Raw genomic sequence first — 23,897 nt, 5'->3', positions numbered from 1 at the left:
ACAATTCCGTGGTATGATCAGGCTAATTCCGCAATAAATAATGTAACGTAGTTAATATGGCCCAATTAAACCCAAACTTTATCAGTCACATCGAAAAAGAATTGCCTGCTCATCTGTCTATGGATGATTTTATCGCCATTTGCGATATTCCACTGCGCAAATCAATCAGGGTTAATACGTTAAAAATAACGACCCCTGCATTTGTTGAGATAATGACTCAGACGGGTTGGCAATTACAGCCAATTCCATGGTGTGATGACGGTTTTTGGATTGACGGTAAAGATGATGTGCAGCTGGGTAACGCCATCGAACATATCCAAGGCTTGTTTTATATTCAAGAAGCCAGTTCGATGTTACCGCCTACAGCCTTATTTGCTGACAATACCTCTGCAGAATTAGTCTTAGATGTCGCTTCAGCACCAGGGTCTAAAACCACGCAAATAGCAGCCTTAATGCAAAATAATGGCTTATTAGTGGCTAATGAATATTCTGCAAGCCGCGTAAAAGTGCTCCATGCCAATGTACTGCGGATGGGCGCGAGCCATACTGCTCTGACTCATTTTGACGGCTGCGTATTTGGCGAATATTTATTTGAATCGTTTGACGCTATTTTATTAGATGCACCTTGCTGTGGTGAAGGTACGGTTCGTAAAGATCCACTGGCATTAAAGCATTGGGACATTGAAGACGTTACAGCCATTAGTGAAACCCAAAAAGCGTTGATCGAATCTGCTTTTTTGGCATTAAAACCAGGTGGCACGCTAGTCTATTCAACTTGTACGTTAAGCCAGTTAGAAAACCAACACATCTGTCAGTATTTGCAGCAGACTTATCCTGATGCCGTTGAGTTTGTCTCACTGAAAAATCTGTTTGATGGCGCAAACAAAGCCTGTACTGAAGAAGGATTTTTGCATGTTTGGCCGCAAATTTACGACAGTGAAGGCTTTTTTGTTGCAAAAATGCGTAAAACGAAATCGGTTGAACGCATAAAAAAACAGCCGAAGTTACAAAAAAACTTTCCGTTCACTCTTGCTGGAGATAAGCAACAAGTAGAATTAAGACAATACTTTAGCGATAGTTTTGCAATCGAACTCCCCGTAGATGACATCATCATGCTGCGCGACGATGAATACTGGTTATTTCCAGCCATGTTTATGCCATTTATTGGCAAGATGCGCTTTCAGCGTATTGGACTTAAACTCGCAGATGTCATGAAAAAAGGCTATAAAGCCAAACACGAAGCCATTATTGCATTATCAAGCTCAGCGCAATACTTGCCTCGCACTGTTGAATTATCCGCGCCTCAGGCACAAGATTTTTTAATGGGCAGAGATATTGCAACAGACTCTTTTAATGACGCATTACAGCAGCAATTAGCCATTACTGCCCACGGGGAAATGTTGGTGAGTTATCACGACGTTGTATTAGGCGTGGTTAAACATTTAGGCCATAGACTAAAAAATAATTTACCAAGAGAGTTAGTACGCGACAAAGTCAATTTAACCTTATAACCATGTTGAATTATGAGACTCTTGGTACTGATGTAGATTTAGAAGTAGATGTAGATGTAGATGTAGATGTAGATGTAGATGTAGAAAATATTTTCACTACTGTTATGCAAAATAAATAAGCCTGACTATAATTTATTTTACAGCCCATTGAGAATTTGGCATTTCAATGTACCTAAGTAGAGCAAACCATTTATAAGTTCAACAACTTGATGGTATACCATACTCAGCCAATGAAATGCCTCAACAGTAGCGCAAGGCTCTTTATTGAGCCCTTCCCCTAGGCCCAAAACAATTGGATAGTTTTGGGTCTTTTTTTATCTGCCATTAATGGCTATCGCCCAATCAATTTGGCAGCATCTTTAAACAAATTGAAAAAGTTATCAGTGGTGTATTGTGCTAGCTCATCGAATTTTTCACCGCGAAGCTCAGCCACAAACTCTGCTACGTCACGAACGTATGCTGGTTGATTTTCTTGACCACGATGTGGTACTGGAGCTAAATAAGGAGAGTCTGTTTCAACCAGTAACCTGTCTTTAGGCACCTGGCGGATAACACTCCGTAATTCCCCAGCATTTTTAAACGTTACAATCCCTGAAACTGAAATATAAAAACCTAAGTCGATAGCCGCTTTGGCCATTTCCCAGTTTTCAGTAAAGCAATGTAACACGCCACCAACTTTGTCAGCATTACCTGCTTTAAGCATATTAATGGTGTCTTCTCGAGCATCTCGAGTATGGACAATTAATGGTTTATTCACTTCAACGGCTAAGGCAATTTGTTGCTCAAAACATTGCTGTTGCAACGTCTTAGTGTCATTAGAATAAAAGTAATCTAAACCGGTCTCACCAATGGCCACGACTCTTGGATCGGTCGCAAATCGTTTGATGTCTTCAATATTCAAGCCTTCTTGCACATCAAGTGGGTGAACACCAGAAGAGAGAAACACATTATTAAATGCAGCAACTTTATCGCGCATGGCTTCAAAGCCTTGCTGACGAACGTTAACACATAATAAATAGTCAACACCTTGTGCTTTGGCGTTATCCATAATGGTGTGAAGGCTTTCAGTATCAGGAGCCGCTTTTAAGCGGTCAAGGTGACAATGGGAATCAATTAACATGGGTATTCTTTCACAACGATGTCAGTAACTAAATCAGATGCGCAAGAATACCTAGCTACATGGTGCAGGTCAAATCACTCGAGGACAGTTCGCTTGATAAAAGTTTTTCAATATGGTGTTTATGACTTTCTACATCCGACTTTATTTTCACACCAATACCCGCAGGACGCCCGCCTGAAGCACCTATCGGGTTAATCCACACCACTGCGCCTTTAAATTCATTGGCTTGCGTTGCATTTGGCAAACGGTATGAGATTGTTAGCTCTTGGCCTAAAAAATGGCTTTCTGTGGTCGCAATGAATAAGCCTGCCGGTTTAATAAACGGCATATAAGCACGATAAAGTTTGTGTAATGTATCGTAGTTAACTACAAGATCAACCATATATGAATGCATTCTTTTCGTAAAATGTTGATATAAAACCTAGCTAATCAATGTGTTAATTGTTTATAAGCTAGGACATATTGTTGACACAACGCCTGAGTATTCACACTAGGCATTGTTTCCAGCTTTTGGCACATTTGCATTATGCGCCCAGCAAGCTCTAATAATTTAGCTTGCACTAACGGGTTCAATTGCTGCGAGTCACTCACTTGCGTTTGTAATTGAACCTTACTATTACTTTTTAACACATATTGGCGTAAGTACAAATACAAAACATTAAGTGCATCAACAATTTGTTGTTCAGACAAGCTCAAAAGACTATGACATAAATGTCCCGTTTTTAAACTCTGAGCCCAATCTTGGCGATACGCCAGTAACTGTTGATAATGTTTACTGCGTAAACTACTGGCCAAGGATAAAGGACCACCCACTACGTTAATACACCAGGTTACATCATGAATTTTGCCTTGTGAATTTGGCGCGGGTAATAAATCTTGCTCTGCCAGCCATTGTTGAATATCGGCTTTTTGTGGTGAGATAAATGCTAACGTTTGGCAACGGCTGGTTATCGTGGGTAATAACTGCGATTTACGATTAGTTTGTAAAATTAGCACCACGCCTTCACCGGGCTCTTCTAAGGTTTTTAACAGGGCATTGGCGGCAGCAATGTTTAATCGCTCAGCATGAGTGATGACAGCCACTCTTGCCCCACCTTGCTGTGCTGTTTGCGTCAAGGCCTGGCAAAGTTGACGGATTTGATCAACTTTAATTTGATTTCCGTCTGGCTCTATAATGTGCAAATCAGGGTGGGTACCCGAATGCAGTAGCAAACAACTCTTACACTGACCACACGCCCCTACTGGCGTTAATTGTTGGCATAACACCGTTTGTGCACAAGCATTGGCAAGCACAATACCGCCCAAGGCATTGTCGACATTCAGTAAATGAGCATGGCTGCTTTTACCGCGATAATGCACATCAACAAAACCTTGATGGGCATCAGCTAACCACGGCAATTGTGCCAGTTGATAATCGCTCATTTCAGCATAGTCCTTATCAATATCCGCTAGTTATTATTGTGCAATAAAGGTAAACGCTGTAGCAATTGACTGCGAATATCTTGATGGACTTTATCCATGCTTTGGCTTGCATCAATGACCACAATAGAGTCGTCTTGGGATGCGAGCTGCAAATAGGTTTGCCTTGCTCGTTCAAAAAAATCGATAGCTTGTTGCTCAATTCTGTCTAACTCGCCACGATTGGCCGCCCGAGTTAACCCCAGTTTTGGGTCGATATCTAAATACAAAGTAAAATTTGGGGTAAAGCCAGCTAAACAAGCATCACTCACCGCTTTGACTAACGGCATTAACCCACGCCCGCCACCTTGATAAGCGAGCGATGATAAATTATGACGGTCACCTAACACCCATTGCCCTTTAGCAAGAGCTGGCTTAATCACATTAGCAATCAGTTGCGCGCGAGCGGCATAAATGAGTAAACACTCAGCCTCGTCGCACAGAGGATCGGTTTCATCGGCAATTTTTACCAGATCGCGCATTTTTTCAGCCAATGGTGTACCACCAGGCTCACGAGTACACACAGGGGCTTGTCCGGTATACTGTTGGATTAAATCGTTAACTAATGCAATTGCGCTTGATTTCCCAGCCCCTTCAAGGCCTTCAATTACAATAAATTTTCCTGTTTGGCTCATCATTTTCTTTTTCTCTGAAATTCGTTTACTGCGCGGTTATGGGCTTTAAGAGTGGCTGAAAAAACATGGCTACCATCATTACGCGAGACAAAATATAAATAATCGACTTTAGCAGGATTGGCTGCGGCAAATAATGAAGCACGACTTGGCGCGGCGATAGGTGTTGGCGGTAAACCATCGATTTTATAAGTATTAAATGCAGTGGCTTCTCGTAAATCTTTACGGGTAATATTACCCTTGTAGCGCTCGCCCATACCATAAATCACTGTTGGGTCTGTTTGTAAACGCATGCCTTTTTTTAGGCGATTATTAAACACCGCAGAAACCCAATTTCGCTCTTCAGGCTTACCGGTTTCTTTTTCGATAATTGACGCGATGATCAGCAACTCGTAGGGAGACGTTAACTTAAGATCGTCATCTCGCCCGTCCCACGCTTGTTTAAGGCTCATTTGCATCATGTCATAACTACGTTGTAATACCGCTTGTACGTTGTCATCTGCATGATAATGAAACGTTTCAGGATAAAACTTACCTTCTGGTAACCCCGATGTGTCGCCATTGGCGATTAACACCTGGTTAAAGTCATCACTTCCTACCACTAAATGCTCGCTTCTGGCTAACGCTTGCTGCCATTCTTTAATGGATTTACCTTCGATAAGTGTAACGGTAAATACTGCCTCTTGGCCTAAACGTAATCGTTTAAACACACTCTCTAACGTATCCCCTGGGATTAATTGATAATACCCTGTTTTGATGCTGGCTAATTTAGGCTCAAGTTTCACCAGATATTTCACCTTCCAACTGTCAACAATCAACCCTTGTTGTTCAAGTTGTTGCGCAAGTTTAATCACAGACGTGCCAGCAGCTACATTTAGAGGTTGTAATTCAGTGATGGGTAATGGCTGCTTTTGAAATGCAATTAAGTCTGTAGCAAACCAATATCCGCTGATACACAGCACGGCAAATAACGGTATTAAACTTGCCAGTAATCGAGTTGTTATTGTTTTTTTCATGATGATAAATTTACACTCAGAACGTGCCTGAATCGCGATGTGTGCGTCCAACGGCTAAATTGAAATTGGTCAATGGTGTTAACATCTACAACACCAAATAAACTGTTTGTAATAAAAATATGATCTGCGCTGCAAATATCGACATATTGCATCGCCTGTGCGGTAACCGAAACGCCCTCTTGTAACAGCCGGTCTATCATTTGTTCACGCATGACACCACTCACACCAGCATGGGTTATTGCAGGTGTAAAAGCCTTGCCTTGCTTTATAGCAAAAATATTCGCCATCGAAGATTCAATCACCCAACCATCAGTGTCACACACCAACCAATCTTCGGTGTTAGCGATTAAGGGTTGTGATTTTATCAATACTTGCTCAAGCCGATTAAGGTGTTTAATCCCTGCTAATAAAGGCTGTCGTGCAAGAGAAATAGGTGATGATGCCAGTGCGATACCGTGTTGTTGCCAGTGTTGATAATGTTCTGGAATAGCATGTACTGAAACCACTTCGGTGACATTGGCCATATCAGGTGCTTGATAACCTCGCCCACCGACACCGCGAGTGAGTAAAAGCTTGATACAGTGACCTGGATACGTGGCGGCTAATAAACTGAGTTGATCGACAAGTGGCTGACTTGCTTGCCATTGAATCCCAATTCGCTGACAGCTTTGTTGCAAGCGTTGCAGGTGAGAGTCCAAAAACAAAACCGCCGCTGCCTGATGGGCAGAAGCGGTACGCATTGTCGCAAAAACACCATCACCATAGGCCAGTCCTCGGTCAAAAGGGCTGATGGAGCCTTGTTTTACTTGGTTAACCCAAACCAGCGCCATTATTTGTCCTGGCTGATCCGGCTAGCCACGGCTTCTTGCTGATCTTTATATTTGGCACTCTTACGAGTGTTATAAGGACGCGCAACGGCGGAGCTTAAGCGTTCAAAATTAAGGGCGCCAATGGTCATTCCAGGACGCAATGCTAAGGGTAACTTACCACTGTTATAGCATTCTAAAACAATTTTACCTTGCCAACCCGGGTCAATACGGTGCGCGGTTACATGCACCATTAACCCTAAACGCGCTAAAGATGAGCGACCGTCTAACCAACCGACAATATCTGCCGGTAGTGTGACGTTTTCTAATGTCACTGCCAGAGCCAGTTCACCAGGATGGAGGAAAAAGGCTTCATTTTCAGCAATTTCAATTTTGTCACTCATCACACGGTCAAGTGCTAATTGCATTTCTGCACTAGGGCCACTTAAATCGATGTAAGGGGCTGTATGGTCTTTAAATACGCGAAACTGGCTACCTAAACGCACATCAACACTGACACCAGAGATGGCCTCAATACTAGGGCGCGGCTCGATAACAATGGTGCCATTATCTAAACACTGTTCAATTTCAATATCAGTTAAACGCATGCAACACCCTCTGCTTGGTACGGTTACTTAGCTAATAAATGTTGAATTCTAGCTTTTAAAATATCAGTCGCAATCCGGTTTTTACCGCCACGAGGTACGATAATATCAGCGTATTGTTTTGATGGCTCAATAAACTGTAAAAACATAGGACGTACGGTACGCTTATATTGAGAGATCACCGATTCCATCGTTCGGCCACGCTCAGCAACATCACGGGTTAACCGACGTAAGAAACAAATGTCCAGGGGTGTATCCATAAACACACTAGCGTCCATCAATTCACGTAACTTAGGATCAGTTAATAACAAAATGCCTTCCAAAATAATCACTTTTTTAGGCTGCATCGCGAGTGTTTCGCTAGTGCGAGTATGCTCTGTGTAACTATAACAAGGGATATTAACGGCTTCACCTTGTTTAAGTTGGGTTAAATGTGTCGCTAATAACTGATGGTCTAACGCTTTTGGATGGTCATAGTTTGTTTTAACCCGTTCATCCATGGTCATATGACTTTGATCACGATAGTAGGCATCTTCGTTTATCACCCCAATTTGGTTTGTGCCTAAGTCTCTGCACAACTCTTCAAAAATAGTTTTGGCGATTAAACTTTTACCCGACGCCGACGCACCGGCAATCCCAATAATGACACACTGCTGAGAATTCATCTCTTAACCTTACTCGTCGTCTGATATGCTAATTTTTACGGTTGATGTAACTTGTTGAAGTGCTAATTTCGCCCCTAATTTGCGGGCGATTTCGCGATATATCCCTGACACTTCACTTTCTGGCTCACTGATTACACTGGGTGTGCCGTTGTCCATAGATTCACGAATATTGATATGCAGTGGCAATGAGCCCAGTAAAGGAACATTGTATTTTTCGGCGATTTGGCTGCCACCATGAGTACCAAATGGGTGCTCTTTATGACCACATTCAGGGCAAAGGTGAAAACTCATGTTCTCGATAATACCTAATACCGGGATATTGACTTTACCAAACATGGTAATGCCTTTTTTAGCGTCCGCTAAGGCAATATCTTGTGGGGTAGTGACAATAACAGCGCCACTCACAGGGACTTTTTGCGATAACGTTAATTGAATGTCACCGGTTCCTGGTGGCATATCGATAATTAAATAATCAAGTTCTGGCCATTGGGTTTCATTTAGCAATTGCGCTAACGCACCCGCAGCCATTGGGCCGCGCCATACCGCGGCTTCATCACCACTGAGCATAAATCCAATCGATTGTGCTGAAATGCCGTGAGCTAATGCCGCGGTCATGTGCTTACCGTCTGGAGACTGTGGTCTGAAATTTGGTATGCCTAGCATTAACGGAATTGAAGGGCCGTAGATGTCGGCGTCAAGAATGCCCACTTCAGCGCCTTCTGCCTTTAACGCTAATGCTAAATTGACTGCTGTGGTTGATTTACCTACACCACCTTTACCAGATGCAATCGCAATCACTTGTTTTACATTTGGAATAGGAGCTATAGAGGGTAAAGCTGAGTAAACTCGGGGCTGGAAATCAATTTCGCATTCCACTTCATCAATGGCATCTAACACCGCTAAACGGTTCGTTATGGCCATCACTGTATCGCGATATTGGGTCATGCAAGGATAAGGATAAACTAAGCTGAGCTGTAAACGTTTTCCTGATATTGATAGTGCGGTAACGCACTGTGCCGAAACTAAGCCTTTTTTCAAATAAGGATCAACAAAGGCCTCTAAAATATCTAACACTGGTGACAATAATTCATCACTTAATTGATAGTTTGTATGCGATTTAACCAAAACAATGGCTCCGAACATGAAATTTTTACAAGTGTATCAGAACTTGGTAAAAAAATAGTGATTAATACACTTTTTAAGTCATGTTTTGATGAAAAATGTCACTCAATCAGGTACGATTAAGCCATATTTTTGGTGTAATTTGATATAGAGACAAAATGACGACATCACAGCGAAAAATACTGGTCACAAGTGCCTTACCGTATGCCAATGGTCCGATCCATTTAGGTCACATGCTTGAATATATCCAAACGGATATCTGGTCGCGCTTCCAAAAGTTACGTGGGCATGAATGTTATTACATCTGTGCCGATGACGCTCATGGTACGCCAATCATGCTGAAGGCTCAGCAGATGGGTATTACACCAGAAGAAATGATTGCTCAGGTGCAAAAAGAGCATGAACAAGATTTCGCTGATTTTAATATTCAATTTGATAATTTCCACAGCACTCACAGCGACGAAAACCGCGCGTTAGCCAACGATATTTATCTTAAGCTACGTGATGGCGGCTACATCAAAACCAAAACCATTTCGCAATTGTATGACCCTGAAAAAAACATGTTCTTACCAGACCGTTTCGTTAAAGGCACTTGCCCGAAATGTAAGTCTGAAGACCAATACGGCGACAACTGTGATAATTGCGGCGCAACCTACAGCACCACAGATTTGATTAATCCTAAATCAGCCGTGTCGGGTGCGACACCGATTATGAAAGACACCGAACATTTCTTTTTTGACCTACCTGCATTTGAAGGCATGTTGAAAGAATGGATTCAATCGGGTTCATTACAACAAGAAATGGCCAACAAACTGGGCGAATGGTTTGAGCAAGGCTTGCAACAATGGGACATCTCTCGTGATGCACCTTACTTTGGTTTTGAAATACCCGATGCGCCAGGTAAATTCTTTTACGTCTGGTTAGATGCGCCAATCGGTTACATGGGCTCGTTTAAAAACTTATGTGACAAACGTGACGATCTCAACTTCGATGATTTCTGGAGCCTTGATTCTACGGCTGAGGTTTATCACTTCATTGGTAAAGACATTGTTTACTTCCACAGCTTGTTCTGGCCAGCCATGCTAGAAGGCGCAGGTATTCGCAAGCCGACCAGCGTATATGCGCACGGTTATGTGACGGTAAACGGTTCAAAGATGTCAAAATCAAAAGGCACGTTCATTAAAGCACGTACTTATCTTGATAATTTAGATCCTGAATATTTACGTTATTACTATGCCGCTAAATTAAATAGCCGTATTGATGACTTAGATTTAAATCTAGAAGATTTTGCTCAGCGCGTTAACTCTGACCTAGTCGGAAAACTGGTTAACCTTGCCTCTCGTACCGCAGGTTTTATCAGTAAACGCTTTGACGGTAAGCTTGCTAACGTCGCTGACACGAGCCTAACCGAGATGTTTTTAGCTAAAAAAGAAACCATTGCCGAGTTTTATGAAACCCGTGAATTTGGTAAAGCCATGCGTGAAATTATGGCATTAGCTGACATTGCAAACGGTTATGTTGCTGACGCCGCACCATGGCAGTTAGTTAAGCAAGACGATAAACAAGAAGAAGCACATCAGGTTTGCAGTAATGCATTAAACTTGTTCCGTATATTGGTGACCTACCTTAAACCGGTGTTACCAAAACTGGCACAAGATGTTGAAGGTTTCTTACAACTGACTTTAACGTGGGAAAACCTAGCGCAAGATTTATCTGGTCATGAAATTGCGCCGTTTAAAGCCTTAATGCAACGTATTGAGATGAAAAGCATCGAAGCCATTATCGAAGCGTCTAAAGAAAACCTGCAAGTGACTCAAGCGCCAGCGCCGACACAAGCAGTTGATCAATTAGCGCAAGACCCTATTAGTCCTGAAATCACCTTCGATGACTTTGCAAAAATTGATTTGCGTATTGCCCGTATCAGCAAAGCTGAACACATTGAAAAGGCAAATAAGTTACTGCGTCTAGAACTTGATTTAGGTGGTGAGACTAAACAAGTGTTTGCAGGGATTAAATCAGCCTACGCACCTGAAGATTTAGTCGGCAAGTTGACTGTGATGGTGGCTAACCTTGCACCGCGCACCATGAAGTTTGGTGACTCCGAAGGCATGGTATTAGCAGCCGGACCTGGCGGTAAAGACCTGTTTATTTTAGAGCCACACGAAGGTGCACAACCGGGTATGCGCGTAAAATAGTATCATTGTGACCATAAAAGTATGTTTGCTGTTTAGTCCTTATGATAGATATATTCGAGGACTAAACCGATAAATTAAAAAGACCGCTCCGGCGGTCTTTTTGTTAATTGGCTAAAGTGATTAGCTTATGAGATTGGTTAGCCCGATATATACACCTATCAGCAATTGTAGACAGATGTGACAGATCAGACTCTGACTTAAGTGGTTGCTTGAGTATCATTTTTATTTTCAACATCGGTTATCACTTCAGCGGTATCATCATTGTGTAGATTTGCGATATCAGTATCATCTTGATGAGCAGCATTATCTTCATCCATGGCTTGCTTTAAGCGTTCTTCATACAACATAAATAACTTAATAAAGTCATTACTAAAACGCTCCCCTGCTGATTCTTTTAGCCAAAAATCATAAAGACGCTTTGATGCTTCTTTTTCTACACGTTTGTAAGTAGCTTTGCGCCTCATGGCATATTCTTCACTGTGCCCAAGTAACTGCAAAGACGATACACTCAGTTCGAGTGCAGAATGGTGCGTTTCTGACTCAACCACATCTGCCCCAGCCTCTTTAAGCAAGTGTCCATGCCCTCTGTCGAACGCTCTGGCGACAATTTTGAGTTTAGGATAACTATGATGCAAATATTTCACTAACTCTACACTGCTCTCTCGGTTGTCAATCGCCACCACAAATAAAGAGGCATCTTCAATGCCCGCCGTTTTCAGCAAATCTGGGCGCGTTGCATCTCCGTAATAGGCTTTCGTATTGATCCGCCTGATGGTATCCACTTGTGATACCTGATAATCCAGCACAACGGTTTTAATATTATTTGAAATAAGAAAACGGTTTACCACTTGGCCAAAACGGCCAATACCGGCAATAATCACGGTACCCTCATCGTCTATATTATCTTGTTCACGTTGATTGGTTTTAACTTGAAAACGCGGGTAAATCACTTTATCAAATAAGATAAATAAGCCTGGGGTTAAAAACATCGACAAGGCAACGACGATAGATAACGTCTGTGCTAAGTCAGTTGGGATAACATGTTGCTGCACACTGAAGCTTAATAATACAAAGCCAAACTCTCCAGCTTGCGCAAGGCTTAATGCAAATAACCATCGGTCACTGCCTTTAATTCTAAATATTAAGGCTAATACAAACAGCACGAGTGCTTTTATAAGCATCACACCTAACGTGATTAATATTATTTCGCCAAAATCAGCAAATAACACGGCAAAATCGATACCTGCGCCTACAGTGATAAAGAACAGTCCTAACAATAGCCCTTTAAAAGGCCCAATATTGGCTTCTAACTCGTGTTTAAACTCACTGTTGGCTAATACAACACCCGCTAAGAATGTCCCTAAAGCCGGAGAAATCCCCACTAAACTCATTAACGCCGCGATACCAATCACCAGCATTAATGCCGCAGCGGTAGATATTTCACGTGCGCCAGACTCTGCGACCATTTTAAACAGTGGCCGGCTCAGGTAATGTCCGCCCAGCACCACAACGGCAATTGCCAGTAACAGCACTATGGCATAGGCCCAACCCGGTAATGATGCCACCAAACTAAGCTGTTCATGCTGCTCACTCAAGTTACTGGCTGCTGCCTGGGCTTTTTCGACTAATTCAGGTAATGCCAATAAGGGAATAAACGCCAGCATCGGAATAACGGCAATATCTTGGAACAGCAACACCGAAAAGGCATTTTTGCCTGCATGCGTTTTATTAAGACGTTTTTCTGACAGGGTTTGCAATACAATCGCTGTCGACGATAACGAAAAAATTAATCCTATTGAGAGTGCAATACTGGTTTGATAACCGGCATAAATCGCGCAGGCCATTACCGCAACCACTGAGCCACCGACTTGTAATCCTCCTAGGCCTAAAAGTCGATTACGCATCGCCCAAAGCATTTTCGGCTCAAGTTCTAAACCGACCAAAAATAACATCATCACGACACCAAATTCGGCAAAGTGTTGAATGGTATTGGTTTCGTTGCCCACTAAACCGACTATCGGACCAATGACTACACCAGCAATTAAATAACCTAACACTGAGCCCAAACCAAGTTTATTGGCCAATGGAACGGCAATGACAGCCGCAGTTAAATATATAAAAGCCTGCAAAAAGTATTCAGTCATTCACTATCCTTATCAAACAAAGCATAACGTTAGGCAACTTAACAGCATTACATCACCACTAAACAGGATTAGTGATGTCGATGAAATGGTGGGTTAAATCAAACTTACTGGCTAAATGTTGACCCAATGCCTGAATGCCAAATTGTTCTGTTGCATGATGGCCTGCCGCAAAATAATGTATTCCTTGTTCCATCGCGGCATGGTAAGTACGCTCTGATACTTCTCCACTAATAAAGGCATCCACCCCCATTTGTGCGGCTTGATCAATATAATCTTGCGCTCCACCGGTACACCACGCCACTGTTGAAATAGGTTTGCTGTTATCGCCAATATGCAATGGTTCACGCTTAAGCACGTTATTGAGTAATTGGCAAAACTCACTTGCCGTAACAGGATGTTCTAGGTGTCCATGCCACAGTAAATCTTGCGCTATGGGTTCATATACTCGCGGGCTTAAAATCCCCAATTGATATGCTAACTGAGCATTATTACCAATGCCATGATGCGCATCTAAGGGTAAATGATAACCAAATAAACTGATGTCGTTATCCATTAAAGCCTTAATACGGCGGTATTTCATCCCGGTAATAATTTCAGGCTCATTTTTCCAAAAAAAACCATGGTGAACCAAAATCGCATCAGCATTAACCGCAGCAGCTTGTTCTATCAGTGCCTGGCATGCCGTTACACCGGTCACGATGGTGCGAATAGTTGACTTACCTTGCACTTGTAAACCGTTGGGGGCGTAATCTTTAAAAGCAGAAACATTTAAAAAGCTGTCTAAATAGGCGGCTAAATCTTGGCGGGTGATCGCTGACTGACCTGGATAATGTGTGGACATAATATTCCTATAAAATTGAGACATCGTCGTTTCAAAAGATCTTAATGACACCGCACATAAAAATAGCGATGTAGACAAAAAACAGTATTAATTTTGAGAAAAATGCATAGCCATATTGTATATCCGCAATCGGGGTTTGTGTTACTCATGCTCGAGCATTTAAACTATTTCAGTGATAAATGCTGATAATTCCTACTTTTTGAGCATTAAACCGACAACTAAAGTCACATATTGGACTTTTGTAGTGTTAACACTTTAAAATTAGTCACAACCTTCATTTAACATGATAACAAATAGGTTATTAACTATGACAACATTGACTAAAGAAGAGGTCATCAGCCAACTGCAACTTGCCCTTGAAAAACAATCAGGCAAAGCAGTATCGATTGAGCAAGCTGGTAGCTGGTATAAAATTGACGGCGCTAAATCGGTTCGTTTTAGCGAGCTTGAAAGCATGCATGCAGAACACTGTGCAACACATGCTATTGCAGCTGTAAAACCTGCTACTCAAATCCAAGCTGCAGTAAAAAAACAACCCAGTAAAAAAGCGAAAACAACATCAGGTGGATTGACCCCTAAACAGTTGTGGCGCTTAAAGCTTGAAACGACGGCAGGTAGTCAAACATTACCGCGTGGATTCTAATTATTTACGAGGTAAACGTTACCTGTAAATAAGAATCAAAACAAAAGGAGCCGCGGCTCCTTTTGTTTTCGCTTACGTTAATACCTCTGCAATCACAGTGTTCACTGCAGGTTATAGGATGTAACTCTCTGCTACATCACTACATCGCTAAATCGACACGAACGTAACCGGTTAAATAAACGACCCTCACCTCATCACCGGCATTGAAACTCATGCCAGGGTCCAGGTCTTGGATTACCATCACTTGGTTGCCATCTTCTTGGGTTATCATTAATTCTACTAATTTATTTTCTAGATAATAAGCTGAACGCCCATGTTGACTGCCTAAACCGCCGCCAATAAGCGCGCCCAGAACTGTCGCAACATCTTGGCCAGAACCGCCACCAAATTGATGACCAATCACACCACCAATTAAGGCACCGCCAAAGGTTTTCCAACCACTGTGGCTGTCTTCTACCAATTGTTTTTCGCTCACATGCCTAACACTTTCAATTGTGCCATACAGGACTTTCTCAACAGGAACGGCTTGATTACGCTCGTAAGCGGCTTGTGCCTGGCTATTAAATAAGCAAAATGTCAGCAATACTGCAAAAATGCTCTTTCCTGTGACGGTTATGATTTTAAACATCGCTATTTTCCGCTAAGTTAACGACAAGGTATGCCAATTAATATACTCAATTGTGAACTCACTGTCTTATTTAAATGAATCTATAAGCTTTCCGCCGCCAGAGCATGCACTCACTGATCCTAATGGTTTATTGGCCATAGGGGGTGACTTGCAACCGAAGCGTTTACAACAAGCTTATTACCAGGGTATTTTTCCGTGGTTTAACGCACAAGACCCTATTCTATGGTGGTCTCCAGATCCTCGCGCCGTATTTATACCGACACATCCTTTTGGCAGTAAAAGTCTGCTTAAGTTCCTTAAAAAGTCGAGCTGGCGATACACTATCAATCATGCATTTTTAGATGTATTAGCCGGCTGCGCTGCGCCGAGAAGTGCTCAAGATGGCACCTGGATTACAGCTGAAATCCAAATGGCCTATTATGAATTACACCTGCAAGGTAAAGCGCATTCAATTGAAGTGTGGGATGGTGAACAGCTTGTTGGCGGTTTGTATGGTATCCCTGTCGGAGGCATATTTTGCGGTGAATCGATGTTCCATCGGCAAACTAATGCATCAAAAGCGGCATTTGCTATACTCAATCAACACGTAGTTAAACATGATTTTCGTTTGATTGACGCGCAAGTCATGAACCCGCATTTAATCAGTTTAGGCGCCAAAGCCTTGCCTAGATGTGACTTTTTAACTTTATTACGCCAACATCGAGAACAGTCAATATCAGCGTCTATTTGGACTCCACAAGAGGTGTTAATTGAATTCTAAATCCGTCAACGTAGGCATAAGTCAGCCTTTTGATTGTAATTATATCGAAGGCAATAAAGAGCAGTTATTGATCATTCAAGAACCGCATATTGACGGGGCATTATTTGAACAATTACTGGGCATGGGCTTTCGTCGAAATGGCAATTCAATTTATAAACCCCGCTGCCCAAGCTGTAATGCTTGCCAATCTATACGTCTAAATGTGCACGATTTTGTGCTTTCTAAACGTCAAAAAAGAACCTTGAAGAATAATCAAGATTTACATTGGAAAGTAAGCTATCAAACACGTCCTGAGCACTTTGAGCTTTATCAGCGATACATAACCGAACGCCACTACGATGGGCCTATGTTTCCGGCCTCACAGAGCCAGTACGACGACTTTTTACTGTCTGACTGGCTACCACCTATGTTTATCGAAGTCTTTGATAAGGAGCAATTGATAGGGGTTGCTGTCACCGATAATATGGCGCATAGCTTCTCTGCAATTTACAGTTACTTTGATCCCGACTATGCCGAAAGGTCATTAGGATCCTTGATGATTTTAATTCAATGTCAATTAGCAAAATCGATGGGTAAACGATTTTTGTATTTAGGCTATCAAATTGATCAAAATCGGAAAATGCGTTACAAGCGCCAATATCGACCTTATCAAATATTAACACCACAAGGTTGGCAAATTGGCGAAGAACTTGAACCTCTTTCTTGTTAACGGCCTTTACAGTTAGGCGATTTTGGGGCATGATACGCCCGATTTTTCAAATTTGAAGGCTAATGGGATAACTTATTAATGGCGAAAGAAGACAACATTGAAATGCAGGGCACTATCCTTGAGACCTTGCCAAACACAATGTTCCGCGTAGAGCTTGAAAATGGACATGTGGTGATAGCCCACATCTCTGGCAAAATGCGCAAAAACTACATCCGTATTTTAACGGGTGACAAAGTCACGGTTCAGCTGACTCCTTATGACTTATCAAAAGGTCGTATCGTCTTCCGCGCACGTTAATCGCTAGCCTCAACATTGTAAAAGCCGACTGTCAGTCGGTTTTTTTGTTGTTGAGTCTAATGACATGCTACCAATCGTATTCATTATCTAGTCAGGCAGAAACATCCAACCGGATCCATGCCGCGTAAAAAGTGTAATGCTTTTTACGGATTACATAATTAATGTGATGGGTATCATTAACGTCGATACATCTCGCGGACAAAAAGCTCGCAGATAAAAAAAGATGACCAAACGGTCATCTTTTTATTGCCAAATTAAAAGCATTACTGACGCTTAAGACACTTTTTCAGTGGCCTCACAATCAATATTAATCTCACCGTCTTTGACATCAATATGAGCAATACCACCACGCTCAAGTACACCAAATAAGATTTCGTCTGCCAGTGGACGCTTAATGAGTTCAGTAACAACACGAGACATAGGGCGTGCGCCCATTGACTTGTCATAACCCTTTTCAGCTAACAAGGTACGCGCTTCGTCAGTAACATCTAACGTTACACGTTTATCATCAAGCTGTGCTTGCAACTCAACTAAGAACTTATCAACCACTTTTGCAATGACGGTCATGTCTAAATGATTAAACCACACAATCGAATCTAAGCGATTACGGAACTCAGGTGAAAACATTTTATTGATTTCAGCTAATGCATCTTGAGTATGATCTTGTTGTCTAAAACCAATCGACTTACGGATCGTTTCTTGTACGCCCGCATTCGTGGTCATGACTAAGGTGACATTTCTAAAATCGGCTTTTCGGCCGTTATTATCGGTCAATGTACCGTGATCCATGACTTGTAATAACAAGTTGAATACATCTGGATGTGCTTTTTCAATTTCATCCAGTAGTACCACACAATGCGGATTTTTAATCACAGCATCAGTGAGCAAACCACCTTGGTCGTAACCTACATAGCCCGGAGGAGCACCGATTAAACGCGATACGGTATGACGCTCCATATACTCAGACATATCAAAGCGAATGAGTTTCAGGTTAAGACAGTTAGCCAATTGATTGGTGACTTCGGTTTTACCGACCCCAGTTGGGCCAGCAAACATAAAACTACCAACAGGCTTTTTCTCTGAACCTAAACCGCTGCGCGATAAGCGTATGGCAGCGCTAAGGCTCTCAATCGCTTTGTCTTGCCCAAAGACCACCATCTTAAGGTTGCGTTCAAGGTTACGTAACATATCCTTGTCAGTAGACGATACCGACTTCTCAGGAATACGCGCCAATTTCGCGATGATTGCTTCAATCTCTGCCTGACCAATGGTCTTTTTACGTTTACTTTGCGGCATCATCACCATGCGTGCGCCAGCTTCGTCAATAACATCAATCGCTTTGTCAGGTAAATGACGATCGTTGATGTGTTTCGCCGACAAAATAGCCGCACTGCTGATTGCAGCTTGGGTATAACGTACGCCATGGTATTCTTCGTATTTAGATTTAAGCCCCATCAATATTTTGGTGGTTTCGGCCACTGACGGCTCATTAATATCAATTTTTTGGAAGCGGCGTGCTAAAGCACGATCTTTCTCAAAAATACTTTGATATTCTTGGAACGTCGTCGAGCCCATACAGCGCAACTTACCACTCGATAACAAGGGCTTTAATAAGTTAGAAGCATCCATAACACCACCAGATGCCGCACCTGCACCAATTATGGTATGGATTTCATCGATGAATAAAATAGCATGTTCATCAGCAGACAATTCTTTTAATAAACTCTTAAAACGTTTTTCGAAATCGCCGCGATATTTAGTGCCCGCTAACAAGGAACCCAGGTCAAGTGAATACACAGTGGCATTCGCCATCACTTCTGGAACTTGTTCATTCACAATAAGATATGCAAGACCTTCAGCAATGGCCGTTTTACCCACTCCCGCTTCACCGACTAATAACGGATTATTTTTACGGCGACGACACAATGTTTGAATGGCTCGCTCGATTTCAGCATCACGCCCAATTAATGGGTCAATCGAGCCTTCTTTAGCCAGTTGGTTGAGGTTAGAAGCAAATTGCGCCAACATGCTGCGATCTTCACTATTTTCAGATTGATCATCAATGCGATCTTGATCTGACGACTCGCCAGAATCTTCATCTTTACCCATGCCATGTGAAATGAAATTAACTACATCAAGACGAGTAATTTCACTGCGGCGTAACAAATACACAGCTTGTGATTCTTGCTCACTAAAAATAGCCACTAACACATTGGCACCAGTCACTTCGTCGCGACCAGAAGATTGCACATGAAATACTGCCCGTTGAAGTACGCGCTGAAACCCTAATGTAGGCTGGGTTTCACGCTCTTCAGATGACTCGGCAATAATGGGTGTGGTTTGTTGAATGAAATTAGCCACTTCTTCACGGAGACGATTGACATCCGCACCGCAGGCGATGAGCGCCTCGTATGCTGCAGGATTATCAATAAGCGCTAATAATAAATGTTCTACCGTCATGTATTCATGACGTGAATCTCTAGCTTGCTGAAACGCTAGGTTCAAGGTGACTTCCAGATCTTTGTTCAGCATAAGCACCCCCTAAATTTAACCACAGACTGTAAGAAAACGATTTTTATGCTTTCTCTAATGTACACAGTAACGGATGTTGGTTTTCTCTTGCAAACTGATTTACTTGAAATACTTTTGTTTCGGCTATCCCAAAAGGGAAAACGCCACACAATCCTTTGCCCTGGTGATGTATCGCCAACATGATATCAACAGCTTGCTGCTCGTTTTTCTCAAAGAAGCGTTGTAACACTTCAACTACAAAATCCATCGGGGTGTAATCATCATTGTTTAGCACCACTTTATACATATGGGGTGGTTGTAGCTCAGATTCAACCTTTTCCTCAATATGTTCTACACTGCCTAATTTTGCCATTGTTTAATACTAGCCTCTCGTTTGGTTCCCGACCACTTGATATTATTAAATTAATTAAATGTTGTGTTTATGTTAATTTTCGCTTGACATCTTTTCGTACAAATTTCATTCTGTTTGGTAGGCGGCGAATACTAGACCGCTGGATAATAAGTTTTACTATCTTACTGGTAAGTAGACAACAGAAGGAAGTGGAAGTATGGCAAACGGAACTGTAAAGTGGTTCAACAACGCCAAAGGATTCGGGTTTATTTGCCCTGATCAGGGTGGCGAAGATGTATTTGCGCACTATTCAACAATCGAAATGGAAGGTTATCGTACCTTAAAAGCAGGTCAACCTGTTTGCTTCGAAGTTGAAGAAGGCCCTAAAGGAATGCATGCTTCAGCCATCTCTCCTACAATATAGTAGGTGAGACTATAAAACAAAAAGACAGGGATTTTAATCCCTGTCTTTTTTATTGCCTAAAATTTAAGCTCAACGATCAATTTATTTATTATTGAGCTTTATCTTTTAGATAACCGGGTCATAACTACGTTGACGCAATAATGACCCGACACAATTAACCATTAACCAATAATAAATTGGTTTAATGTTGGACTTGGACGCATGGCTTTTTCAGCTTTTGCCGCATCTAAACGATAGTAACCGCCTAAATCAACTGCTGGACCTTGTGAACCATTTAACTCAGCTAAAATAACCGCTTCGTTCGCCGCTAACGATTGTGCTAAAGGTGCAAAATGTTCAGCTAACTGAGTGTCTACGGTTTGCTTAACTAAGGCATTTGCCCAATACAAACCAAGGTAGAAGTGACTGCCACGGTTGTCTAACTCACCCACACGACGAGATGGCGACTTGTTGCTGTCTAAAAACTCACCAATCGCGACATCCAACGTGTCAGCCAATACTTGTGCTTTAGGGTTGTTTGCCGTTTGGCTTAAGTGCTCTAAAGAAGCTGCAAGCGCTAAAAACTCACCTAAAGAATCCCAACGTAAGTGGCCTTCTTTTTCTACCTGTTGAACGTGTTTAGGTGCACTACCACCCGCGCCCGTTTCAAATAATCCGCCACCATTCATTAACGGTACAATTGAAAGCATTTTAGCACTTGTGCCTAATTCAAGAATTGGGAACAAATCCGTTAAATAGTCACGCAATACGTTACCGGTAACAGAAATCGTATCTTCACCTTTAATGATACGCTCTAAGGTCACGCGAGTTGCATCAACAGGAGACATAATTTGAATGTCTAACCCAGAAGTATCTTCTGCCGCTAGGTATTTAGTCACTTTTTTGATTAATTCAGCATCGTGTGCACGAGCGCTGTCTAACCAGAAAATCGCTGGAGTATTGCTTAAACGTGAACGTCTAACCGCTAACTTAACCCAGTCAAGAATTGGTGCGTCTTTTACTTGACACATACGGTAAACATCGCCAGCTTCAACGTTGTGGCTCATTAGCACATCGCCAGCTTGGTTAACCACATTCACAGTACCCGCAGCGCCGATCTCGAATGTTTTATCATGGCTACCATATTCTTCAGCTTTTTGAGCCATAAGACCTACGTTAGGCACGCTGCCCATTGTCGTTGGGTCAAATGCACCATGCTTCTTACAAAAAGCGATAGTTTCTTGATACACACCAGCGTAACAACGATCTGGGATCATTGCTTTAGTGTCTTGTAACTGGCCGTCTGGGCCCCACATTTTACCCGATGAGCGGATCGCTGCAGGCATAGAAGCATCAATAATGATGTCACTTGGTACGTGTAGGTTAGTGATGCCTTTGTCTGAATCAACCATTGCTAATGCAGGACGTGCAGCATATACCGCAGCGATGTCAGCTTCAATTTCGTTACGTTTTGCATCAGGAAGTGACTTGATTTTGGCATACACATCACCAAAGCCGTTATTTACGTCAACACCTAGTTCAGCAAATAATGCACCGTGTTTAGCAAATACATCTTTAAAGAACACTTTAACAGCGTGACCAAAGAAAATAGGGTCAGACACTTTCATCATGGTGGCTTTTAAGTGAAGCGATAATAAAACATCTTCTGATTTAGCCGCTTCAATTTCACGAGTATAAAAATCAACTAATGCTTTTTTGCTCATGACAGCTGAGTCAATCACTTCATCAGCAAGTAACGCTAGGCCACTCTTAAGCACAACTTCTTTACCGTCAGCTTGTGTCAGTACGATATTCACTTTATCGGCTGTTGGTAACGTTACAGATTGCTCGCTACCGTAAAAATCGCCTTCATTCATGTGTGCTACGTGAGATTGTGAATCACTTGCCCATTTGCCCATTGAATGTGGATTTTTCTTAGCGTAGTTTTTAACAGAAGTAGGCGCACGACGATCAGAGTTACCTTCACGCAATACTGGGTTTACCGCACTGCCTTTAATTTTGTCGTAACGCGATTTAGCTTCTACTTCAGCATCAGTCTTTGGCTCATCCGGATAGTTAGGGATGTCATAACCTTTAGCTTGTAACTCAGCGATACACGCTTTTAATTGCGGAACTGACGCACTGATGTTTGGTAATTTAATGATGTTGGCTTCTGGCTTATTCGCCAATTCGCCTAATTCTGTTAACGCATCAGCAATTTTTTGCTCTGCGGTTAAATTTTCAGGGAAGTTAGCAATAACACGACCTGACAAAGAAATATCACGCGTTTCTACTTTTACGCCTGCTGCGTCAGTAAAGGTACGGATAATAGGCAATAAAGACAGAGTAGCAAGTGCTGGGGCTTCATCAGTTTCTGTGTATATGATCGTTGGAGTGTTATCTTTCATTTTTTTTCCTACATTATTGTAAATTAATAATTTATTAGAATAAATTGTGTAAGCATTTGACGGGCTTTGGTGGATAACACTCACCGGAGTGAACCTTGATTTGCAACTACAGCACACACCCTGTGTGAATTAAGTATGTGAAATCCCCTATCCCATTTTTTATTATGTTTTGACGCCATCGCCGCGCTTACTTTGAATAAAAACAACCGCCGCGAATGATAAATTAGGTACAGATCACAATTTTTAGGCGGACATCATAGATCATTCTGGGCAATTTTCAAATTCCACTAATAGCGAATACACAGTAAACTAAGATTAAATATTTTAAAATCGCTCAAGATTCACTCAACAATTGCTCACTCGTATTCAACAAAGGATATTATCCAAACCTTTATGTCAAATGTCGGTAAATTCAGCTCATTCAAAAAAAGCACCGCTAAAACCACCGGTTCAGCAGGTGCTAACCACTCACAACATCGCGGGGCACAGCGTAAAGCAAGCACCAAGCCAGCGGCTAAACACCCTGTTATCGTGTTATTTAATAAGCCTTTTGATGTATTGTGCCAATTTACTGATGAAGCAGGCCGGCAAACGCTAAAAGACTTTATTCCGGTCCCTGATGTATATGCCGCTGGACGACTAGACCGTGACAGTGAAGGATTATTACTGCTCACTAACGATGGCAAGCTGCAAGCGAAGTTGACTCAGCCCAATAAAAAAACCTTTAAAACCTATTGGGTGCAAGTCGAAGGCGAACCAACAGACGCAGCAATCAAAGCATTGTGTGATGGCGTTGAGCTTAAAGATGGTATGACCCTACCCGCTATGGTCAGAGTGATGGACTCACCCGACATTTGGCCACGAGTGCCCCCCGTACGCGAGCGCAAATCCATTCCAACAACCTGGCTTGAAGTACAAATTTGTGAAGGACGTAATCGCCAAGTCAGGCGGATGACAGCCCATGTAGGTCACCCAACCTTAAGATTAATCCGTTATAAAATAGGTCAATGGTGTCTAGATGATTTGCCTACTGGGCAATATTCACAACTCAGTCAATAGGCGATTCAACCT

The 23,897-nt window shown here is 42.2% G+C and carries 23 protein-coding genes; 8 read left to right on the top strand and 15 right to left on the bottom strand.

Annotated features, from left to right (window positions below; genetic code table 11):
- Positions 1–56: 56 nt before the first annotated feature.
- Positions 57–1,511, top strand: a complete 1,455-nt coding sequence (gene rsmF / locus ACROAE_RS06470) for a 16S rRNA (cytosine(1407)-C(5))-methyltransferase RsmF (RefSeq protein ID WP_432400173.1) — start codon at positions 57–59, stop codon at positions 1,509–1,511.
- Between the two features lie 331 nt (positions 1,512–1,842).
- Here rsmF and ACROAE_RS06465 read toward each other — a convergent pair whose 3' ends face one another.
- Genes ACROAE_RS06465 through apbC form a run of 9 tightly spaced genes read right to left on the bottom strand, consistent with a single transcriptional unit; the run spans position 1,843 to position 8,956 of the window.
- The gene (locus ACROAE_RS06465) at positions 1,843–2,631 is read right to left on the bottom strand and encodes a TatD family hydrolase (RefSeq protein ID WP_432400172.1); all 789 of its coding nucleotides are present in this window, start codon (positions 2,629–2,631) and stop codon (positions 1,843–1,845) included.
- A 55-nt stretch (positions 2,632–2,686) separates the two neighbouring features.
- Complete coding sequence (locus ACROAE_RS06460; RefSeq protein ID WP_432400171.1) at positions 2,687–3,013, bottom strand: PilZ domain-containing protein; 327 nt, start codon at positions 3,011–3,013, stop codon at positions 2,687–2,689.
- A gap of 47 nt (positions 3,014–3,060) precedes the next feature.
- Positions 3,061–4,053, bottom strand: coding sequence for a DNA polymerase III subunit delta' (gene holB, locus ACROAE_RS06455; protein ID WP_432400170.1), 993 nt, complete (start codon positions 4,051–4,053; stop codon positions 3,061–3,063).
- A 26-nt stretch (positions 4,054–4,079) separates the two neighbouring features.
- Positions 4,080–4,724, bottom strand: coding sequence for a dTMP kinase (gene tmk / locus ACROAE_RS06450; protein WP_432400351.1), 645 nt, complete (start codon positions 4,722–4,724; stop codon positions 4,080–4,082).
- Positions 4,724–5,737: an endolytic transglycosylase MltG gene (gene mltG, locus ACROAE_RS06445; protein ID WP_432400169.1), complete on the bottom strand. Its 1,014-nt coding sequence runs from the start codon at positions 5,735–5,737 to the stop codon at positions 4,724–4,726. Before mltG ends, tmk begins: the two co-directional genes overlap by 1 nt.
- Positions 5,734–6,561 carry an aminodeoxychorismate lyase gene (gene pabC, locus ACROAE_RS06440; RefSeq protein ID WP_432400350.1) on the bottom strand — a complete coding sequence of 276 codons (828 nt, stop codon included), beginning with the start codon at positions 6,559–6,561 and terminating at the stop codon, positions 5,734–5,736. The genes mltG and pabC overlap by 4 nt, the downstream gene beginning before the upstream one ends.
- Positions 6,562–6,566: 5 nt before the next feature.
- Positions 6,567–7,151, bottom strand: a complete 585-nt coding sequence (gene dcd / locus ACROAE_RS06435) for a dCTP deaminase (protein WP_432400168.1) — start codon at positions 7,149–7,151, stop codon at positions 6,567–6,569.
- Positions 7,152–7,174: 23 nt separating this feature from the next.
- Positions 7,175–7,813, bottom strand: coding sequence for a uridine kinase (udk, locus tag ACROAE_RS06430; RefSeq protein WP_432400167.1), 639 nt, complete (start codon positions 7,811–7,813; stop codon positions 7,175–7,177).
- Between the two features lie 9 nt (positions 7,814–7,822).
- Positions 7,823–8,956, bottom strand: coding sequence for an iron-sulfur cluster carrier protein ApbC (gene apbC / locus ACROAE_RS06425; RefSeq protein WP_432400166.1), 1,134 nt, complete (start codon positions 8,954–8,956; stop codon positions 7,823–7,825).
- A gap of 137 nt (positions 8,957–9,093) precedes the next feature.
- On the opposite strand from apbC, the gene metG reads away from it, so the two are divergent.
- Positions 9,094–11,130, top strand: coding sequence for a methionine--tRNA ligase (gene metG / locus ACROAE_RS06420; RefSeq protein ID WP_432400165.1), 2,037 nt, complete (start codon positions 9,094–9,096; stop codon positions 11,128–11,130).
- A 197-nt stretch (positions 11,131–11,327) separates the two neighbouring features.
- Here metG and ACROAE_RS06415 read toward each other — a convergent pair whose 3' ends face one another.
- Together ACROAE_RS06415 and ACROAE_RS06410 are read right to left on the bottom strand one after the other, a co-directional pair.
- Complete coding sequence (locus ACROAE_RS06415) at positions 11,328–13,274, bottom strand: monovalent cation:proton antiporter-2 (CPA2) family protein (protein ID WP_432400164.1); 1,947 nt, start codon at positions 13,272–13,274, stop codon at positions 11,328–11,330.
- 58 nt (positions 13,275–13,332) lie between these two features.
- The gene (locus ACROAE_RS06410; protein ID WP_432400349.1) at positions 13,333–14,085 is read right to left on the bottom strand and encodes a Nif3-like dinuclear metal center hexameric protein; all 753 of its coding nucleotides are present in this window, start codon (positions 14,083–14,085) and stop codon (positions 13,333–13,335) included.
- 337 nt (positions 14,086–14,422) lie between these two features.
- On the opposite strand from ACROAE_RS06410, the gene ACROAE_RS06405 reads away from it, so the two are divergent.
- Entirely contained in the window at positions 14,423–14,758 is a 336-nt protein-coding gene (locus tag ACROAE_RS06405; protein WP_432400163.1) for a hypothetical protein, read from the top strand.
- A gap of 139 nt (positions 14,759–14,897) precedes the next feature.
- Here ACROAE_RS06405 and ACROAE_RS06400 read toward each other — a convergent pair whose 3' ends face one another.
- Complete coding sequence (locus tag ACROAE_RS06400; protein ID WP_432400162.1) at positions 14,898–15,386, bottom strand: glycine zipper 2TM domain-containing protein; 489 nt, start codon at positions 15,384–15,386, stop codon at positions 14,898–14,900.
- Positions 15,387–15,438: 52 nt separating this feature from the next.
- Here ACROAE_RS06400 and aat point away from each other — a divergent pair, with 52 nt between their 5' ends.
- From aat to infA, 3 genes are all read left to right on the top strand, one after another.
- On the top strand, positions 15,439–16,146 hold the full coding sequence (gene aat / locus ACROAE_RS06395; RefSeq protein ID WP_432400161.1) for a leucyl/phenylalanyl-tRNA--protein transferase: 708 nt from the start codon (positions 15,439–15,441) through the stop codon (positions 16,144–16,146).
- Positions 16,136–16,855 (top strand): arginyltransferase, encoded by a 720-nt coding sequence (locus ACROAE_RS06390; RefSeq protein WP_432400160.1) that lies wholly within the window; start codon positions 16,136–16,138, stop codon positions 16,853–16,855. The genes aat and ACROAE_RS06390 overlap by 11 nt, the downstream gene beginning before the upstream one ends.
- A gap of 78 nt (positions 16,856–16,933) precedes the next feature.
- A complete protein-coding gene (gene infA / locus ACROAE_RS06385) occupies positions 16,934–17,152 on the top strand; it encodes a translation initiation factor IF-1 (RefSeq protein WP_011496276.1) in 219 nt (72 codons plus the stop codon).
- A gap of 273 nt (positions 17,153–17,425) precedes the next feature.
- Here infA and clpA read toward each other — a convergent pair whose 3' ends face one another.
- Together clpA and clpS are read right to left on the bottom strand one after the other, a co-directional pair.
- Complete coding sequence (clpA, locus tag ACROAE_RS06380) at positions 17,426–19,684, bottom strand: ATP-dependent Clp protease ATP-binding subunit ClpA (RefSeq protein ID WP_432400159.1); 2,259 nt, start codon at positions 19,682–19,684, stop codon at positions 17,426–17,428.
- A gap of 43 nt (positions 19,685–19,727) precedes the next feature.
- Positions 19,728–20,036, bottom strand: coding sequence for an ATP-dependent Clp protease adapter ClpS (gene clpS, locus ACROAE_RS06375; protein WP_188952464.1), 309 nt, complete (start codon positions 20,034–20,036; stop codon positions 19,728–19,730).
- 196 nt (positions 20,037–20,232) lie between these two features.
- Here clpS and cspD point away from each other — a divergent pair, with 196 nt between their 5' ends.
- On the top strand, positions 20,233–20,439 hold the full coding sequence (gene cspD, locus ACROAE_RS06370) for a cold shock domain-containing protein CspD (RefSeq protein WP_011637711.1): 207 nt from the start codon (positions 20,233–20,235) through the stop codon (positions 20,437–20,439).
- A 161-nt stretch (positions 20,440–20,600) separates the two neighbouring features.
- Here cspD and ACROAE_RS06365 read toward each other — a convergent pair whose 3' ends face one another.
- Positions 20,601–22,826, bottom strand: coding sequence for an NADP-dependent isocitrate dehydrogenase (locus tag ACROAE_RS06365; RefSeq protein ID WP_432400158.1), 2,226 nt, complete (start codon positions 22,824–22,826; stop codon positions 20,601–20,603).
- 393 nt (positions 22,827–23,219) lie between these two features.
- Here ACROAE_RS06365 and ACROAE_RS06360 point away from each other — a divergent pair, with 393 nt between their 5' ends.
- The gene (locus tag ACROAE_RS06360; protein WP_432400157.1) at positions 23,220–23,885 is read left to right on the top strand and encodes an rRNA large subunit pseudouridine synthase E; all 666 of its coding nucleotides are present in this window, start codon (positions 23,220–23,222) and stop codon (positions 23,883–23,885) included.
- The last annotated feature ends 12 nt before the right edge of the window (positions 23,886–23,897 follow it).

This window comes from Shewanella sp. MF05960 (genome assembly GCF_050849305.1).
Lineage (GTDB): Bacteria > Pseudomonadota > Gammaproteobacteria > Enterobacterales > Shewanellaceae > Shewanella.
The sequence above is the reverse complement of the archived record's forward strand: the minus strand, read 5'-3'. Positions and strand labels throughout refer to the sequence as shown.